This is a genomic window from Sphingomonas faeni (genome assembly GCF_023195535.1).
Lineage (GTDB): Bacteria > Pseudomonadota > Alphaproteobacteria > Sphingomonadales > Sphingomonadaceae > Sphingomonas > Sphingomonas faeni_B.
The window spans coordinates 142,743-159,809 of sequence record NZ_JALPNF010000001.1; the positions used below are offsets into that span (position 1 = coordinate 142,743).

Annotated in this window: 12 protein-coding genes; 4 read left to right on the forward strand and 8 right to left on the reverse strand. The window is 64.7% G+C overall.

Annotation, left to right across the window (positions count from 1 at the left end; translation table 11 throughout):
- Positions 1-159 precede the first annotated feature (159 nt).
- Entirely contained in the window at positions 160-867 is a 708-nt protein-coding gene (locus SPHN_RS00610; RefSeq protein WP_248520554.1) for a hypothetical protein, read from the forward strand.
- A gap of 16 nt (positions 868-883) precedes the next feature.
- On the opposite strand, the gene crtI is transcribed toward SPHN_RS00610, so the two are convergent.
- A complete protein-coding gene (gene crtI, locus SPHN_RS00615; RefSeq protein ID WP_248520555.1) occupies positions 884-2,548 on the reverse strand; it encodes a phytoene desaturase family protein in 1,665 nt (554 codons plus the stop codon).
- 568 nt (positions 2,549-3,116) lie between these two features.
- On the opposite strand from crtI, the gene SPHN_RS00620 reads away from it, so the two are divergent.
- Positions 3,117-3,671, forward strand: a complete 555-nt coding sequence (locus tag SPHN_RS00620; protein WP_248520556.1) for a fasciclin domain-containing protein — start codon at positions 3,117-3,119, stop codon at positions 3,669-3,671.
- An 89-nt stretch (positions 3,672-3,760) separates the two neighbouring features.
- Here SPHN_RS00620 and SPHN_RS00625 read toward each other — a convergent pair whose 3' ends face one another.
- Positions 3,761-4,675 (reverse strand): LysR family transcriptional regulator, encoded by a 915-nt coding sequence (locus SPHN_RS00625; RefSeq protein ID WP_248520557.1) that lies wholly within the window; start codon positions 4,673-4,675, stop codon positions 3,761-3,763.
- Between the two features lie 98 nt (positions 4,676-4,773).
- Here SPHN_RS00625 and SPHN_RS00630 point away from each other — a divergent pair, with 98 nt between their 5' ends.
- Entirely contained in the window at positions 4,774-5,931 is a 1,158-nt protein-coding gene (locus tag SPHN_RS00630; protein ID WP_248520558.1) for an aldo/keto reductase, read from the forward strand.
- An 87-nt stretch (positions 5,932-6,018) separates the two neighbouring features.
- Here the strand turns inward: SPHN_RS00630 and SPHN_RS00635 are convergent, their stop codons facing one another.
- The 5 genes from SPHN_RS00635 to SPHN_RS00655 all read right to left on the reverse strand — a co-directional run bounded on the left by SPHN_RS00635 (position 6,019) and on the right by SPHN_RS00655 (position 13,983).
- The gene (locus tag SPHN_RS00635) at positions 6,019-7,524 is read right to left on the reverse strand and encodes a tryptophan halogenase family protein (protein WP_248520559.1); all 1,506 of its coding nucleotides are present in this window, start codon (positions 7,522-7,524) and stop codon (positions 6,019-6,021) included.
- A 9-nt stretch (positions 7,525-7,533) separates the two neighbouring features.
- Positions 7,534-8,565, reverse strand: a complete 1,032-nt coding sequence (locus SPHN_RS00640) for a cupin-like domain-containing protein (protein ID WP_248520560.1) — start codon at positions 8,563-8,565, stop codon at positions 7,534-7,536.
- Between the two features lie 5 nt (positions 8,566-8,570).
- Positions 8,571-9,314, reverse strand: a complete 744-nt coding sequence (locus tag SPHN_RS00645) for a SapC family protein (protein ID WP_248520561.1) — start codon at positions 9,312-9,314, stop codon at positions 8,571-8,573.
- Between the two features lie 131 nt (positions 9,315-9,445).
- Positions 9,446-12,652 carry a TonB-dependent receptor gene (locus SPHN_RS00650; protein WP_248520562.1) on the reverse strand — a complete coding sequence of 1,069 codons (3,207 nt, stop codon included), beginning with the start codon at positions 12,650-12,652 and terminating at the stop codon, positions 9,446-9,448.
- Between the two features lie 536 nt (positions 12,653-13,188).
- A complete protein-coding gene (locus SPHN_RS00655) occupies positions 13,189-13,983 on the reverse strand; it encodes a ThuA domain-containing protein (protein ID WP_248520563.1) in 795 nt (264 codons plus the stop codon).
- Between the two features lie 228 nt (positions 13,984-14,211).
- Here SPHN_RS00655 and SPHN_RS00660 point away from each other — a divergent pair, with 228 nt between their 5' ends.
- Complete coding sequence (locus tag SPHN_RS00660) at positions 14,212-15,135, forward strand: 3-keto-disaccharide hydrolase (RefSeq protein WP_248520564.1); 924 nt, start codon at positions 14,212-14,214, stop codon at positions 15,133-15,135.
- A gap of 139 nt (positions 15,136-15,274) precedes the next feature.
- Here SPHN_RS00660 and SPHN_RS00665 read toward each other — a convergent pair whose 3' ends face one another.
- Positions 15,275-17,062, reverse strand: a complete 1,788-nt coding sequence (locus tag SPHN_RS00665; RefSeq protein WP_432715035.1) for a M14 family metallopeptidase — start codon at positions 17,060-17,062, stop codon at positions 15,275-15,277.
- Positions 17,063-17,067: the final 5 nt, after the last annotated feature.

Here is a 17,067-nt window from a genome sequence, read left to right on the forward strand (position 1 = left end):
TTTCACCGCGCCGCCGCCGTTGCTCGACGTGGACTCGATGATCGCCTGCATCCTCGCGCGGCGTAACGGTGGTACGGTCATGCTGACGAACTTGCCGGAGCGGGACCTGAATGCGACGGTGCGTCTGACCTTGATCTGACGACCCCGGAGAACCCGCCGTTGCGCACCATCGATTTCAGTTCCTGGCAGAGCCTGCTCGCCACCATGTTCGGGTTGGCGCTCGTCACGCTGATCGGCGTTGGTATCCGCTTGTTGACCATGGTCACGATCCAGCAACGCCGCGAGCGCACCAACCGCCAGATCAACGAACGCCTGCGGACGCTGATCGCCGCCTACAAGACATTGGGCGGATCGTTCACGGGGACGCTCACGGTCGACCCGACGCACCGCCGCGACCAGCGCCAGCGGAGCGAAGTCGCGGCGGAACAGGACGCGGAGGCACTTGATCTGGGCTCGGCTGGCACCGGTTCCGACCGTACGCGCCGGATCCGCGACGCCGTCGAGGCCGCGCTGTCCGACATCATTCTCCTCGGCACCGAAGAGCAGGTCCGGCTTGCCGCACAGGCCGCGCACGAACTCGTGGCCGGACGCCCCGTGCCGACGCACGCGCTGGTCGTGTCGATGCGCGATTTCATCCGCGAAGCCCTGGATCTCGATCCCATCCCCCGCGACCTGGCGTTGCCCGCACAAGGTCCGACGCGACCCTCGGGCTCAAGCGGCCGAGGGAAAGGCGAGCAAGGCAAGGCGGAGCCGGCGAGGGGAGGCGGCGGTAGCGGCGGGGGCGGCGGAATGGGAACGGGCGGCGGCTCCGGTCCGAACCCGACGGACGAACAGCAGTCCACCGATCTGTCAGACGCCCGTAAGTGAAGCCAGCCGCGGCTGTTCAGACTTCTTCCAGTCCCATCGCCAGCGGTCGATCGTGGACGCGCGCGCGAGGCACGCCGCCGACGATCCGCGGATCGACCGCAAAGTCGCGCGCGATCTCTCGGGCGGTCATCTTGGCGGACATCATCACCGATGGCGTGCCGCCGCCGGGCTGTGTGCCCTGGCCGACAAGATAGAGGTTCGCGACATCCTCGCTGCGGTTGTGCGGGCGGAAGAACGCGGTCTGCGTCATCCGTGGCTCGACCCCGAAGCCGTTGCCGAGATGCGATCCCAGCACCTCTTCGAAATAATCCGGCGTCACGAAGCTGCGATGGACGATCCGCTCCCGCAGGCCGGGGATGTACCCGCGCTCGTCGAGGAATTTCAGCACGGTGTCGGCAAAGCCTTCGCCGACCGCATCCCAGTCGATGTCGCTTTGGTTGTTGGGGACCGGGATCAGCGTGTAGGCGGCGTGGTGCCCGGCCGGCGCGAGGCTGGGGTCGGTGATCGTCGGGATGTGGAGATATTGCGAGAAATCGTCGGCGAGGATCTTGCGCTCGAAGATATCGGTCAGGAGCTCCTCGTAGCGCGGGCCGAGGATGATGTTGTGGTGGCGCAGATCGGGGTCGCCGTCCTGCATCCGATAGCCGAAATAGATCACCATCAGTGACATGCTCTGCTTGCGGAACTTGACCAGCGTATCGCGATTGATCCGCCGATGCGCCTTGTCGACGAGCTTCAGGTAGGTCGTCGCATAGTCGGCGTTCGAGACGACCAGATCGGCCGCCAGCGTTTCGCCGTTCGCCAGCGTCACGCCGGTCGCGACGCGCTTGCGGCCGTGCTTCTCGACGTCGATCCGGTCGACCTTGGCGTTCAGCCGCACCGATCCGCCCAATTCCTCGAACTTGCGGACCATCGCCGCGACCAGCGCGCCGGTGCCGCCAACCGCGAAATGCACGCCCCAGGTCTTCTCGACGAAGTGGATCATCGCATAGATTGCCGGCACCTTCAGCGGATTGCCGCCGATCAGCAGCGGCTCGAAGCTGAACACCTGCCGCATCTTGTCGCTCTTGAAATATTTCGAGATCAGCGAGAACAGCGGCTGGATCGCGCCGAGCTTCAACAAGTCGGGAAGCACGCCGACCATCGAGCCGAGCGACCCGAAATAGGTATAGCCTAGCTCCAGAAAGCCGCGTTCGAAGATCGCCCGTGCGGCCTCGTGGAAGCGTTCGTAGCCGTCGAGGTCCTCAGGGGCCAACCGCGCGATCTGCGCCCGCACGTTGACCGGGTCGGCGTCGTAATCGAAGAAGGTGCCGTCGTCGAAATAGATCCGGTAGAATGGCAGGATCGGCACGATGTCGACATAGCGCTGCGTGTTGGGACCACCGCTTGCGCCCGAGACGACGCGGCTACCCTCAGCGAGCACCGACGGTGGAAAGTCCGGTTCGTCGAGCATCGCCGCGTCGCGCTCCAACGAGAACAGCTCCTCGATGAAATGCGGGACGGTCAGCACGGTCGGCCCCATATCGAAGACGAAGCCATCGACCCGGCGGACATAGGCGCGGCCGCCGACATCGGCGAGCTGCTCGACGACCTGCGTCTCGAAGCCGAGGCTTTGCAGGCGGATCGCGCAGGCGATGCCGCCGATCCCCGATCCGATTACGATAGCGCGCTGGCGGGTCATGACGGTCGTCTTTCTTGGAAGTCAGAAGAGGGTCTGCAACTCTGCAGGAACTGATTTTCGATCCGGCACGATAGCCGCAGATACGGCCCCGCGATGGTGGCGAGCGACTGGAACGTCCGAGCGGCGCTGGCGGGGGCATGACCGTCGACACGATTGCAGCGAACGGCATCAAGGTCACCGATTGCCGCAGTGCGCGACCGATGTTGCAGGCGGTCGGCACTGCTGCTTGTGAAACCCCGGTAATCCACCGCGTGCCGCTAAGCCCTTGTCGATTGGGTCACGATACGGACCTTGGACTATATCCTTCGGCACTGACGTCGCTCGATCAACACAAATCTTCCCTTGCCAGCCGGATCGAGGTCGGCAGTCGCACCCTCGATCGATCGAACCGGTCCTTTAGTCCGTATTGCCTGCGGCCCCCCCGATAGCGAGACCGCTGACAGGCTGACAGTGAGTTATCTAGCGCCCTGTAAGAAGGCGCTGTGACTGCGCTCCAGGCTGTCGTTTCGAGGTCCCGAACACGTTCGGTGGCGGGCAAACGGGAATGTAGGATGCTAGGAGAATCACGATGACATCACGGATTGCACGCACATTGGGCGTTTGCCTCGCGCTCTCGGCAGCGGTGCCGGTTATTGCGGTTGCCGCTAACCCGAAGGTTGGCGGCGCCGCCATGTACGCCAACAAGACGATCGTTCAGAACGCCTCCGCTGCCAGCAACCTGAGCACGCTGGTCGCCGCGGTGAAGGCGGCAGATCTGGTCGAGACCCTGTCCGGTCCCGGCCCGTTCACGGTGTTCGCGCCCACGAACGCGGCCTTTTCCAAGTTGCCGGCCGGGACGGTGGCGACGCTGTTGAAGCCGGAGAACAAGGCGCAGCTCGCAAGCATTCTCACCTATCACGTCGTGTCCGGTACCATCACGGCGAAGGCAGCGCTTGCGGCGATCAAGGCCGGGGGCGGCAAGGCGTCGCTCACCACCGTCCAGGGTGAGGCGCTGACCGCGCGGGTGACGAACGGCAAGATCGTGCTGACCGACGCCAAGGGTGGAACGTCGACCGTAACGACGGCGGACGTGATGCAGTCGAACGGCGTGGTCCATGTGGTCGACACCGTATTGATGCCGTGAAGCGTTTCGTGGCGCCGGATTGTCCGGCGCCACGTATCGCCGAACAGATCACGGGCGGTAGATGCTGGCGCCGTCATGCCGGTCGGGGTTCATCGATCGGCGTCCGAACAGGCCTCGGGCGTCCACCGCAGGGTGTCGATCAGGACGCGCAGTGCGGGTGTGACCTGTCGGTTCGGATAATAGAGGTAGCAGCCGGGGAAGCGCGGACACCAGGCGTCGAGCACCTGGATCAGCCGACCGTCGGCGATTTCGGCGGCCACGTCGTGTTCCAGCATATAGCCGAGGCCTGCACCGGCGCGGACCGCCGCGGCCGTCAGCACCTCGTCGTTCACGATAAGCTGCCCGCGCGGCCGGACCCTGATGTCGCGGCCATCGCGCTCGAACTCCCACGGCAATAGCCCGCCACCGCCCAGCAGTCGGTAGTTGATGCAAGTGTGGCTCTCCAGGTCGGCCGGAACGGCAGGCAGGGGGCGTGTCGAGAAATACTCGGGCGTGCCGACCACCAGCGTACGCAGTTGCGGGCCGACTGGCACCGCGACCATGTCGAGGTCGACCGTTTCGCCAAGCCGGATGCCGGCATCGAATCCCCCCGCCACGATATCGACGAGCCGGTCCTCGACGATGACCTCGACCGAAATTTCGGGATGCGCGCGCAGGAAGCCCGGCAAAGTCGGCGCCAAAACCGTCCGCGCCGCAGATCCGAAGGTAGTGAGCCGGATCGTGCCCGATGGCACGCCGCGCCAGTCGGCGAGCGCCGACAAGCCGCGCGCGAGCTCGGCCAGCGCCGGATCGAGCGACCGCAACAGGCGATCGCCAGCGGCGGTCGGGGCGACGCTCCGCGTCGTCCGCGCGAGCAGGCGCACGCCCAGCCGCTGTTCCAGGCTGCGCATCGCGTGGCTGAGCGCAGAGGGCGACATCCCGAGTTCGGCCGCGGCACGGGTAAAGCTGCGCGCGCGTGCGACCGCTGCGAAGGCCGCCAGGTCGTCGAGATCGCCCCGCATCATTGCTGCATAATCTTCATGAGCCCTTGCTGGAAATGGGGGATAATTCGCTCGGCTGAGACGGTCTATCCTGCCAGCACATTCTCTCGGGAGCTACAGCAATGACTCTTTCCACCTATCGCACGTTAGGCCGCTCCGGCCTTGCGGTCAGCACGCTCGCGCTCGGTACGATGACGTTCGGCGCCGGACGCTGGGGCACCGATGAGGCGAGGTCGCGGGCGGTCTTCGACGCCTATGTCGAGGCCGGCGGCAATTTCGTCGATACGGCGGATATCTATTCGGGTGGGCAAAGCGAAGAGATGCTGGGCCGGTTCATCGCCGAGCACGGCAATCGCGAACGGATGGTCATCGCAACCAAGTCGGGCTTCCCGCGCGTCGCGGGTACGCCGCTTGCCGGCGGTAATTCCGCACGCAATATCCGCGACGGAATCGAGGGGTCGCTGCGTCGGTTGGGGACCGACTTCATCGATATGTACTGGACGCATGTCTGGGATCGAACGACTCCCGCCGAGGAAGTGCTGCGTGCGCTGACCGATGCCGTGCGGCGTGGGGACATCCTGTATTACGGCTTTTCCAACGCCCCCTCCTGGTACGCCGCACAGATCGCAACGCTTGCCCGCGCGCACGGCCTGCCGGAGCCAGTCGGGTTGCAATATGCCTATTCGCTGATCGACCGCGGGGTGGAACTCGACGTGATTCCGGCCGGACAGGCGCTCGGGCTGGGACTGGTGGCATGGAGTCCCTTGGGAGCAGGCATGCTCACCGGCAAATACGGCCGCGAGAAGCTGGCTGATGCGGGGCCTGCAGGCAGTCTGCCTGATCGCGCGGGCGACGAAGCGGGGGACAGTGCAGGGGCGGGCGCAGGGGCAGGGGCAGGGGCAGGGGCAGGGGGCGCCAGCGACGGCAGGTTGAATGGCGACAATCCGTTTGGCGGCATGCTGTTCACGGCCGCGAATTTCGCCGTCGTCGATGTCTTGCGGTCGGTTGCCGCCGAGATCGGTCGGCCGATGGCGCAGGTCGCGCTGGCCTGGGTTGCCGGGCGCGTGGGCGTATCGTCGGTGCTCGTCGGCGCGAGCCGGCCCGAGCAACTGCGGGAGAACATCGCCGCGCTTGAAATCCGGTTCAGCGCCGATCAGCAGGCGCGGCTCGACGCCATCGGCGCGCCGCCGATGTTGAACCCCTATTTCATCTTCGATTTGCCGCGCTCACAGATATTCGGCGGTCAGGACGTAGCAATGTGGGCGCCGAAACCGCGGTAAGGCCGACCGTCGATTGCGGGACGTGGCGACCACGTCCTGCTTCCGCCAGCTCGGCTCGAGGCGATCGTTCCCCGCGTTTGAACTCGCCTATCGGACTCCGGATACGGCGCTGGTCGGTCTCGCAAGGTGGCGGTCCAGAAACTGCTGGTGCGTCGGCATTCCTGCAACCGCATCCGCGATGTTGCTGCGGATGTTGGTCAGCACGCTGGCGAGCTGCGGCGCGCCCATGATGCTGCCCAGACGGTGGTGATCGCGTGGGATGAGGCGCTGGCCGAGCATCACCTGCACCCAGCTGGCGACCCGGAACAGGTCCTCGCCGCCCTGATACGCCTGTGCCCCCTCGGCGAAGAGTGCGATGCGCTCGACCAGCGTGTCGGGGATGGGCATGTCTCGGCGCGCCGCCCAGAACGGCTCGGGACGTTCGTTGAGGTGGTAATGGAGGATGATGAAGTCGCGCACGCGCTCAAGCTCGGCCTGCGCCTGATCGTTGAACCGCGTGACCATCGAGGGTGCGATGCCGCCGAACGGGAAGCTCTGCATCAACCGCATCACACCGGTCATGACCAGGTGAATGCTCGTGGATTCGAGCGGCTCGACGAACCCGCCGGATAGGCTGAGCGCGACGCAGTTCCCCATCCATACCTGGCGCCGACGGCCGGTGCGGAAGCGGATCAGCCGCGGCTCGGTCAGTGGCGCGCCACCGATCGCGCCGAGCAGCCTGGCATGCGCTTCGTCGTCCGACAGGTGCTCGCTTGCATAGACCAGGCCATTGCCAACGCGGTGTTGCAACGGGATGCGCCAGCGCCAGCCCGCGTCGTGCGCGATCGCGCGCGTGTACGGATGCGCCGGCCCCGTCGCGGCGCTTTGCACGGCCAGCGCGCTGTTGGTCGGGAGCCAATGCGACCAGTCCTCGTAACCGGCGGCATAAGTGCCTTCGATCAGCAGCCCGCGAAAGCCGGTGCAGTCGATGAACAGGTCGCCTTCGACGCGCTCGCCCGAGTCGAGCACTAGGGCGCGGATGAAACCGGTTTCGCCATCGCGATCGATGCTCGCGATCCGGCCCTCGATCCGCTTCAGCCCGTTTGCCTCGCTGCGCGCGCGCAGGAAGCGGGCGTAAAGCCCGGCATCGAGGTGATAGGCGTAATTGATCTCGCCTTCGGAGGGGAGCGCGAACCGTTCCGCCTTGGCCGCCTGAAGCTCGAGGCAATAGTCGCCGATTTCGCTCGGATCGCCGGCGGCTTTGGCGGCAAGCCAGAAATGGTGGAAGTCGCCCATCCAGGTCGATTTGCCGATGTCGCCGAACGAATGGATGTAGCGATCGCCGTCGCGTGCCCAGTTCTCGAACGAAATGCCGAGCTTGAACGTGGCTTGCGTCGCGCGCATGAACTCGCGCTCGTCCAGGCCCAGGATCGTGTGGAAGGCGCGCATCGTCGGGATCGTCGCTTCGCCGACGCCGATGGTGCCGATTTCCTCGGACTCGACGAGCGTGATGTCGAGCAGCTGGCCCAATTGCCGCGACAGGGCGGCGGCGGCGAGCCAGCCCGCGGTGCCACCGCCGGCAATGACGACTTTCTTGACGCGCTGCTCGACCATGATCGGCTCCTATCGGTTGATGCGCTGGAGGATTTTAGCGCGCAATCGACGCGCCGACATCGGATCCAGGGGCGCGAGTTCGCCGCGCGCATGTTCGGGAAGATGCGCCGCGGCCTGGTCTGCGGGGCCAAAGACATAATGGTCGAACATCGCGCGCCACGCCTGTTTCTCGTGGTCGGGCCGGTCACGCAGCGACAGCAGACCGTGGAGCAACGTGTTCATCGGCGTATCCATGAACCGCGGCACCGCGTTCCACCAATAGTTGATCATGACGTTGAACGCATCCAGCGCCTCGACATTATGCCACCACAAAGCCGGGTAGAGCAGCACGTCGCCAGGCTCGAGTTCGGCGATCTCGGCGTGCGCCAGCGCCTCGGCAAAGCGCGGGTACCGGTCGAGATCGGGGGCGCCGAGGTTGACCATGCTCACCACTTGCCCGCCCGGCGTCGGCTCTAGCGGTCCGGGGTAGAGATTGGCGACCTGCTCGGGCGGGAACAGCGTAAACCGCCGTCGACCCACGAGGCAGCACGCCAGATTGTTCGACATGTCGTAATGCGTCGAGGCGATGGTACGATTGCCGATCCAGATGCTGACCAACGGCGGGTTCTCGACGAGCTGCGCGTCGCCGAATGGCAACGCCGCCTGCGCGCGAAGGCCAGGCAGATACAGATCGATGTCGGTCGAGCCGATATAGATGGCGGGCGCATCCGGATCGTCGAGGCTGGCGCGTAGCTGATCGAGATAGCCCGAAAGCGAACCACTCTCCCGTTTGAAGTTCAGCGCCGTGCAATCGTCCGAATAGCCGAACCGGCCGCCGATCGCCGGATCGCCCAGATACGCCGTGACCGGACGACCACCGTCGAACTGCTTGAGCCACGCGATCGCCGGCGCGGCCCCTTCCAGCCCGGCGGCGACCAGCGGCAGGTCGCGAGCGATCCCGCGCAGGATAACCGGGCGTCCGTCGGCGATCAGATCCGCCACCGGCACGCTGTCGGCGGTCGCCCCCTCGATTACCCGCGTGCGGCGCGTAATGTCCGGCACCGCGTTCAACCGACCTGGCTCAGCAGCGCCTGCTTGCGCACGATCAACTGCTGGATATTGCCGAGCGACGCTGCGGCGAGAATGGCGAGACGCAGTACGCCCGATCGATGCAGGCGTTCGAGCGGCTCGCCGGTCAGCGCCGCCAGCCGTTCGATATCGACGACCATCACGTCCGGTATGGTATAGCGGCGCTCCTCGCTGACATCGACGGTCAGCGTCACCGTCGTGAGGAGACCGGCCTCGTCGAGCGCGGCATAGGCTGCCGGCGCGGATTCGATCCCTTCGTACAGAAGGCGCAAAACGCCGGTGATATGATCGAGATACGGCGTGTTGCCGCCATGTTCGAGGAACAGCGGCAAACCGGCAGCATCGCCGACCCGCGTGTCGTCGAAATCGACATGGAGCATCGGTTCGCCCACGTCGTTACCGGCGTCATTGCCCGCGTCATCACCGGCAGCCCGGACCATCCCGATCGAGAACGGCCCGCGCTGGTGACTGGCCGGCACATAGCGGCTCGTCCAATAGTCACCGGATAGAAACAGATTCTCGTCGCGGTCCAGACCCAGCAGGGCATAGGCCTGTAATCCTTCGTCGCGACGGCGGAATATGAGGGCGAATTCGCGCTGCACCTCCTCGAATTCGGCGGGCATAACCAGCGCCTGATTTGCGGCATCGCCGAAGGCGGCCCCCGCACGCGGGCTGATGCGCAACGCGGCATGGTCGATATTGTTGATCTGTACGGGGTTCATCCGCTCCGGTCCTGTTGTTGGATCAGGTCTATCAGCGCGATGGCGACCGACAATAGGAAAAGGCCGCTGCACGACGTTGCGGCGGCCATTCTCCGGTGTCGGGAGTGGACCTGGATCCACTCCCGCATTCGTCAAAAGCGGTAGCGCGCACCGAGATAGAAGCGTGGCTTGAGTTCCTGCACATAGACCAGATTGGTCTCGGTGCGGGCATATTGCCGGAACGGTTCGCTCGTTAGATTGACCGCTTCGAGCGACAACGAGACATTCTGCGTCACGTCGTAGCTCACGCTCGCGTCCAGGGTGCCGAACGCCGCCGTGAAGAGCGGGTTGCGGTTGGCGCCCTGGTTGGTGGCGGCGAGGTATTTATCGCGCCAGTTATACGATACGCGAGCCGAAATGCCGTTCTTGTCGTAGATGCCCGTCAGGTTTGCACTGTCGCCAAGGCCGGTCAGCGCGAAGATGTTGACGTTGGGATCGGCATAGGGATCGACATTCACGTCGCCGCTCACCTTGGTGTACGAGACGGCGAAACCGAACCCGGACTGGCCAAAGAAGTTGGTCCAGGCCATTTCGAAACCGTGAATATTGGCTTCGCGGTTGTTGATCGGTTCGCTGATCGCAAAATTGACGAGTGGATCGTTGGCGTCGCCGACAAGATTAACGTCCAGCGCGAGCTGGTTGTAGAACGCACCATTGAGTTTACCCGTGGCCGGGTCGAGCGCGCCCTGGAAGGCCGTCGTCGCCGCTGCCTGATTGCCGTTATTGCGCTGCAGCAGCGCGGTGTAGGCGAACAGATTCTCGTCGGTCTGCGCGATCCCGTTGGTACGGAGATAGTCCAGCGCAGTACCCGACCGCGATCCTGCCGCGCCCGACCCCGGATCCCGCAGCCCGAACAGGGTGCCGCTCGTCACCTGGTTGCCGACGAAGTTGCGCACGTTCTTGTTGAAGAAGCCGACCGAAACGAAGCTGGTGGGCTTGTAGTACCACTCGACCGACACGTCGAAATTGTCCGAAACCAGCGGCAACAGCCCGGGGTTCTGACGCGACGCGGGCGCTGCTCCCGCGCCGAGCGCGGTCGGGCGGTTCGGTGCGTTTGCGGATACCGAGGCGAACAAATTGCCGTAGTCGGCACGCGCGAGCGTCCGGCTGAACGACGTACGCGCAACCACGTTGTCGAGCACTTCGATATTGAAGTCGAGCGATGGCAGCAGGTTGTCGTACTTCGCCTTGACGTTCACTGCGCCACCGGTCGCTCCGCCGAGGACCGCGAAGTCGTTATCCGATTGCCATTCCAATGCCGACGGGATCGACTGGAGCGCAATCGAATTGACCCGGGTCTGCTCGTAGCGGACGCCGATCAGCGCGTTCGCACGGCGGCCGCCGATATCGGCGGCCCATTTCATCTGACCGTATACCGCCCAGGTCTTCTCGCCGACCGTATCGTCCGACGAACCCTGCAGCACGCGTCCGCGCCCGGGGACATCCGCATAATAGGGCGAGAAGACGTTCAACAGGTCGACCGCATCGCCACGGAACGCGACCAGCGCCGAGCCGGTCGACCCCGGATCGAACTTGTCGAACTTGCAGGTCAGGCAATAGGTGCTGACCAGATCGCCCGCGAGCTGGTCGACCAGACCGGTGTCGGTGATGCCCCAGTCACCCAGCAGCTGCTGCGTGTTGGAACTGGCCGAGCGGGTCTTCGCATCGACATAATTGCCGCCGAACACGAAACGGCTCTCGTTACCAAGATCCCAGCCCAACTCCGCGTTGAACTGATTGACCCTCGACTCCTGCTGCGAGAAGATCTCGCGCGCGATCTGCGTGCCGAGATCGCCGACGTCGAGCAGGTTGTTGCAATTGCCGCCGCGGCCGCCGTTCGTGGCGTTGCAGTCGTTCAGTGTTTCGGACTGCTTCGGGAAGCCGTTGGTAAAGTCGACCATATGGGTCGCGCGGACCGGGGCGCCGATCGAGATCGTCGTCGCCGACGTGCCGTTCGCATTGTCGGGATCGGTGGTCGATTTCGAATGGTTGGCGTCGAGCTTCAGCGACAACGCGTCGGTGAAGTTCCATTTCATGTTGCCACCGAACGAGTACAGCTCGGTCTTCGTCGCGAACCGCTGCTGCTCGTATCCCTTGTCCGCCTGTTTCGCTTCGGCCAGGATGACTGCGGTCTGCATCTGCGTGTTGTCATCGAACGTGACGTCGGTGAATGGCCGCTGGAACCAGTTGGTCTGCTCGCTGCGCTCGTCGCTCAGCTTGTTCCGGGCATACAGGCCGTCGATCGTGATCTCGAGACGGTCGGTCGGCTTGAACTGGATGTTCGCCTGGCCGTTCAGTCGCTCGCGGCGGTTTTCCGAGAACTGGTACCGGCTGTCGTTGGGGATCTGCACATAGGCCGTGGTCGGCGAATTCGTGATCCGTGTCGCCGCATCGGTGTAAACGCCGTTGCGCGCCAGGAAATCGGCCACCGGAACGATGTTCCAATAGTTCGGATTGGACTGGACCGATGCCGATTCACGCAGCTGATAGCTGCCGAAGACGTTGACGCCGAAGGTTTCGCTCGGGTTCTTCCAGTTGATCAGACCCGAAAGCTCGGGCGTGACCTTTTTAAGATTGGCCTCGGCCTTCTCCACCGAGCTGTCATAAAGTGCCTTGGCGCCGATCGAACCGGACAGGCCGTCCTCGCGCGCGTCGAGCGGGCGGCGGGTGACGACGTTGATGGCAGCGCCGATGCCGCCCGACGGGATGTTGGCCCGGCCGGTCTTGTAGACCTCCAGCGTGGCGACGCCTTCGGATGCCAGGTTCTGGAAGTCGAAAGAACGACCGGTGCCGACCGCGAAGGCGTTGCCAGTGCTGGTATCGATGCTCGTCGATGCCAGCTGGCGACCGTTCAGCGTTACGAGGTTGAAGCCGCCACTGAAGCCGCGGACCGCGACCTGAGAGCCTTCGCCATTGGCACGCGTGATCGACACGCCGGTGATCCGCTGAAGCGATTCCGCCAGGTTGGTGTCGGGGAACTTGCCGATATCCTCGGCCGAGATGGCGTCGACGACGCCTGCGGAATTACGCTTGATGTCGATCGCGCGATTGAGACTGGCGCGGATGCCGGTGACGACGATGTCCTCGGTGGTGCCGGCCGTACCGTCACTGACGGCGTCGGTCGCGGGCGCCGCGTCGGGCACCGTCTGCTGCGGAGTAGGCTGCTGCGGGCTGGTCGTTTGGACAGTCCCGGTCGGGGCAGTGCCCGTCTGCGCGGCGGCGGCGCCCGAAGTCGCCAAGCCTGCCACTACAGCGATAGTCGATGCCGAATGCGCAAGTGCGCGCGGAAATCTTATCATACATCCTCCCCGATTCCCGGCCGCCCTAATCAGACCGGAGTGCACACGGTCGTTGCCGTGTATGATAGGGCTACCATTTGGCGTGCGGGTGTCAACAGTGGAAACGCGGGGGCCGTATTTGATCGTCCCGCATTCGTATGCAATAGGCTGAAAAATCAGAAAAACGCGTTTTATATCAGTGATATAGATATTATCCGGTCGTAGATCTTATACGATCCTTCGGCCTGGACGTTACACGGTCTGCGCGAATCCTTACGATGTGTGACATTATAAGCGCTATCGTAAGCCAAGAGCGGTTGATCGAGGTAAAGAGCGCTATCAAACTCGCCAGGATCGAACGCGAAAAACGGCAAAGCACCTGTAATCTCTCGACATCTACAGCATCGCCGCATCCGGCGTCGGACTGGATTCTTGGCAAGGTACCGCTACGCGGCCGTTGCGGACATTGCACTCGGACTGGCACCCCGATGTATTTTGGACTGCTGCCTTGTAGGCGGCTCGAGACCGTTATCCCCCGCCATCGTCCATTTGCCGTTCTACCGACTGCCGGCCCAGCGGATCGCATTGACGAGAATGCGCCGATAGTTCGGATCGTCATAGGCCTCCGGCGCATGGCCCAGTGCGGCATAGACGACCCGGCCTTTCGTTGCGGGATTGGTCCAGATGACGGGGTGGTCCCCCATCGCCAGTTTCGCACCGGGACGATAACTGGACTCGTCGATCCGCGCGAGCACGGTCATCCCGCGCGCGGCCGGATTGGCGTCGAACGAATACCATTCATCGACCGGCGACCAAGGCAACGTCACGCCGGCCATGACCGGATGGGCCGGTCGATCGACGATGACCCTCGCGGGTTGGAACTGATCGCTCCCGCCCGGATGGCCGATGAACTTGGTGCCGATCACCGTGTCGCTATACCAGGCGTCGGTGTGGCTATCGTCGCCCGCGGCATGCAAGGCCACCACGCCGCCGCCCCGCGCCACGAAGCGGGAGAAGGCCGCGCGTTGATCTCGCGTCAGGAAATCGCCGCTGGCACTGTTCAGCACGACGACGGAAAAATGCCGCAAATATTCGTCGTTGAAGACCGCCGCATTCTCGGTGGCGAAGCTCGCACAGCCCAGGCCCTTCGCGATATCGGCGAGCACGATGTTCGAGTGCGGAATATGCTCGATGTGTCGCCAGCCATTGGTCTTCGACACGATCAGGACCGCGTCGTGCAACCCCTTGGGAAGCACGGGGGCGACGGTGTCGTAAGTGGCCTTCGGCAGATGCGGATTGGGCGCCGCCTGCGCCATCGTCAATAGTGCGACCAGCGCTAACATCTTGTGCATCGTGCAATCTCCCGCCCGACCATTAGCCCAAATGGCGGGACGGCGCGAGCAAGCACCTGCGGTAGTGCCAGCCGGAGTGAAATCGCTGCGTGCGATCGCTGCGAGCGCGATAATCACCAGAGCGTGCATAGACGGACGTTCAACTGGTATCGATAACACGCTAGGCTATGGCTAATCGCTGGTCGAGCGATGGTTGAGAGGCGAATGTCTATGTGGTTTGATCGAGCAATGGTGGCGCTTCTGGTGCTGTCCGCCCCCGCGACCGCGCAGACGTCCAAGGAACGGGCCCGCGCCATTGCGGGCGCGCCGGCGACCACGTCGCAGCGCCTCACGCTGACGGACATACCGGTGCCGACCGGCAAGCCGACCGCGCTGTTCGACGGGCACAGCCTGAAGGGCTGGGCGCCCTGGCTGGGCTATGCCGACCCTTCGATCACGTACAAGTCCGACCCGAGCACGACGCCGATCGGTACCACCCGGGACACCAGCGGCGATTTCGCCGTGCGCTCCGTGGACGGTGCGCCGGCGATCTGGGTGAACGGCAAGACCTGGGGCAGTCTGGTCAACCAGGCCGACCTGCGCGACTATCATTTGCGGTTGCAGTTCAAATGGGGCGCCAAGACCTGGGCGCCGCGCGTCACGCTGCCTCGCAACAACGGGCTGCTGTATCATACCCACGGTGCGGCTGGCGAAGTCTTCGGCACGTGGCGTCCATCGGTCGAGTTCGAGATCATGACCGGATCGACCGGCATGATCGTCGCTGTGGGCGGCAAGCTGCGCGGGCGCACCAGCGTCGTCTTCGATCCGTCGTTGATCGAACCTCATCTTCGCTTCCGCGCCGGGGGGCGCGAGATCGACATCGTCAACGGCACGCCGACCTGGAACGTCGAGGCCGCGACCGACGCCGAGCGCCCGATCGGCGAATGGAACACGCTCGACTTGTATGTCGTCGGCGACCGCGCGGTGCATGTCGTCAACGGCGTACCGGTTGCCGAAGTCCACGACGTGGCGACGATCGCCCCCGACGGCACCCGGCGCCCGCTGACGCACGGCCATATCCAGCTTCAATCCGAAGGCGCCGAGACCTGGTTCCGCGCGATCACGGTCGAACCGATCAAGACGCTCCCGAAGATCGTCGTGGCGGCGCAATAGACGTCCCGTTTGCAAAGGCGCGCAGGGAAGGGGGCCAACCGACGCCCTGGGCGCGATCTTTCCGGTAGCTATGGGTGAAACGCTGCGGTTGGCCGCCGTTGCGGGGCAGGAGGGGCGCTGTCGCTACCAGGTCGAAAATCTATCGTTCGCGCAGGATCGGGTACATCAGATGCATGGTTTTGCGGTCGGGCAGGCGTGCCATGAGCCAGTCGAGCCGTGCGTCCGGGTCTTTTGCGAACGCAGGGTCATCCCCGAGTTTCGCCGCGAACGCCGTACGGACCTTTCCGTCTGCCGCAAGCAGCGCTTCGGCGAGGGGCGCGCGGACGAAGTCTTCCGCGCCCGGCGGGGAGGCGAGCATCTCCGGGAAAAAGCTCCAGGCGAGCAGGGAGTCCGGGGCCTCCGGCTCCAGCAGCGCGGCAGCGAGCAGGCCGAGCGGCTGGTCGGACGGGACGCGGACCGCACCGGCGGGGAGCGTCTCGGTCACGGGGACGTGCTCGAACGATGCCTTGAGCGGCAGCCGTCCGTCCTGCGCGCGTTGCACCACCGCATCGCGCAGGTGGACGCGGTCGAGCGTCAGCGTCTGCGGGGTCGTGATCGGATCGAACCGTATGCCGTGCAGACGGAGGCGATCGAGCACCTCGGTCTGCTCCGCCGGCACCCACCAGGCGGTCGGCAGAGTCACCGTCTCGACCGGGTCCTGTCCGATGATCGGCATGCGGAAGGTGATCGGCTTGCCCGTCCAGCGCTGTTCCATCCGTCCGCTCGCCGGCGAACGATAGGTCTCGAAACCGATCCCCTTGAACCGCTCGATCCAGCCGATCGGCGTCGCGGCGGGCTTCCAGCGCGCGAGCATGGTGGCCGGCCGGGTGGCGCGATCGGTCGCCTTCGCCGCGGCGATCCGTTCCCGGTCGGTCGCGGCCAGTTTCAGCGCCGCTTCGAGCAGGACATAGGTGCCGAGCACGCGCTGCCGATAGGGTTTGAGCATGTGGTTCTCGACCAGCACGGTCGGCACGCCGATGAAGTCGCCATAGCCGGTCGAATAGCGCGGTCCCTCGGGCGCCTGGCGGATGCCCTTGGCGGGATCGCGCGTGTCGACCGGGCTCGGGTAGAGCGTCGGTATATGCCCGGCGCGCTCCAGTGCCGTCGTCACCGTCGGGCCGAACCGTGCCGTCAGCCAGTCGGCCGTGGCGCGGTGATAGGCGTAGCGCCCCCAGCCGGCATAGGTGAAGGTGATGTCGTACTGCATGTCGAAGCCGTCGCTGACATGGCAATCGACATAGAGGATCGGATCGAGCCGCCGCAGCAACGCGATCATCGCGCGCGATTCCGGGGCGTCGGCCTTGGCATAGTCGCGGTTCAGGTTGATGCCGCGCGCGGTGGCGACATAGCCCTTTTCCAGCGGTCCGCGCAGCGCGGGGAAGTTCCAGCGGCTCATCGCCTCGTGCCCGTCAATATTGTAGATCGGCACGAACACCAGATTGACCGAATCAAGCAGCGTGTCCTTTCCCCTGAGCGCGATGTCGCGCAGCAGCATCAGGCCCGCATCCTTGCCGTCGATCTCGCCCGAATGGATGCCCGCCTGGATCAGGACGACGGGTTTCCCCGCGCCACCCTTGCTGGCGCGGACCATGAGCATGTCGCGCCCCTGCGCGGTGCGGCCGAACGTCTCGATCCGGATCAGCGGCGACGCAGCGGCGAGCCGTTCGAGCCAAGCACGTGTCTCGGCATAACGTGGTGTCGTCGCGAAGTTCGCGCGTTCGGCGGGAGTGATCCACGGATCGTTCGCCGCGACGATCAGGCGCTCGCTCGCGCCCGACCAAGGCTGCACCGGCGGCAGGATCGCGGCCGGCAGCCTCGGTAGCCGTGTGGGCGTTTGCGCCGAGGACGCTGCGGACAGGGCGATGATGGCGAGGGAGATAAGACGCATGGGGA

Bases quoted from the DNA above. Each gene is read 5' to 3' on its own strand.
- SPHN_RS00665 (WP_432715035.1), bottom strand. From the start codon at position 17,062: ATGCGTCTTATCTCCCTCGCCATCATCGCCCTGTCCGCAGCGTCCTCG.
- SPHN_RS00655 (WP_248520563.1), bottom strand. From the start codon at position 13,983: ATGCACAAGATGTTAGCGCTGGTCGCACTATTGACGATGGCGCAGGCG.
- SPHN_RS00630 (WP_248520558.1), top strand. From the start codon at position 4,774: ATGACTCTTTCCACCTATCGCACGTTAGGCCGCTCCGGCCTTGCGGTC.
- SPHN_RS00645 (WP_248520561.1), bottom strand. From the start codon at position 9,314: ATGAACCCCGTACAGATCAACAATATCGACCATGCCGCGTTGCGCATC.
- SPHN_RS00635 (WP_248520559.1), bottom strand. From the start codon at position 7,524: ATGGTCGAGCAGCGCGTCAAGAAAGTCGTCATTGCCGGCGGTGGCACC.
- SPHN_RS00625 (WP_248520557.1), bottom strand. From the start codon at position 4,675: ATGATGCGGGGCGATCTCGACGACCTGGCGGCCTTCGCAGCGGTCGCA.
- SPHN_RS00620 (WP_248520556.1), top strand. From the start codon at position 3,117: ATGACATCACGGATTGCACGCACATTGGGCGTTTGCCTCGCGCTCTCG.
- SPHN_RS00650 (WP_248520562.1), bottom strand. From the start codon at position 12,652: ATGATAAGATTTCCGCGCGCACTTGCGCATTCGGCATCGACTATCGCT.
- SPHN_RS00660 (WP_248520564.1), top strand. From the start codon at position 14,212: ATGGTGGCGCTTCTGGTGCTGTCCGCCCCCGCGACCGCGCAGACGTCC.
- crtI (WP_248520555.1), bottom strand. From the start codon at position 2,548: ATGACCCGCCAGCGCGCTATCGTAATCGGATCGGGGATCGGCGGCATC.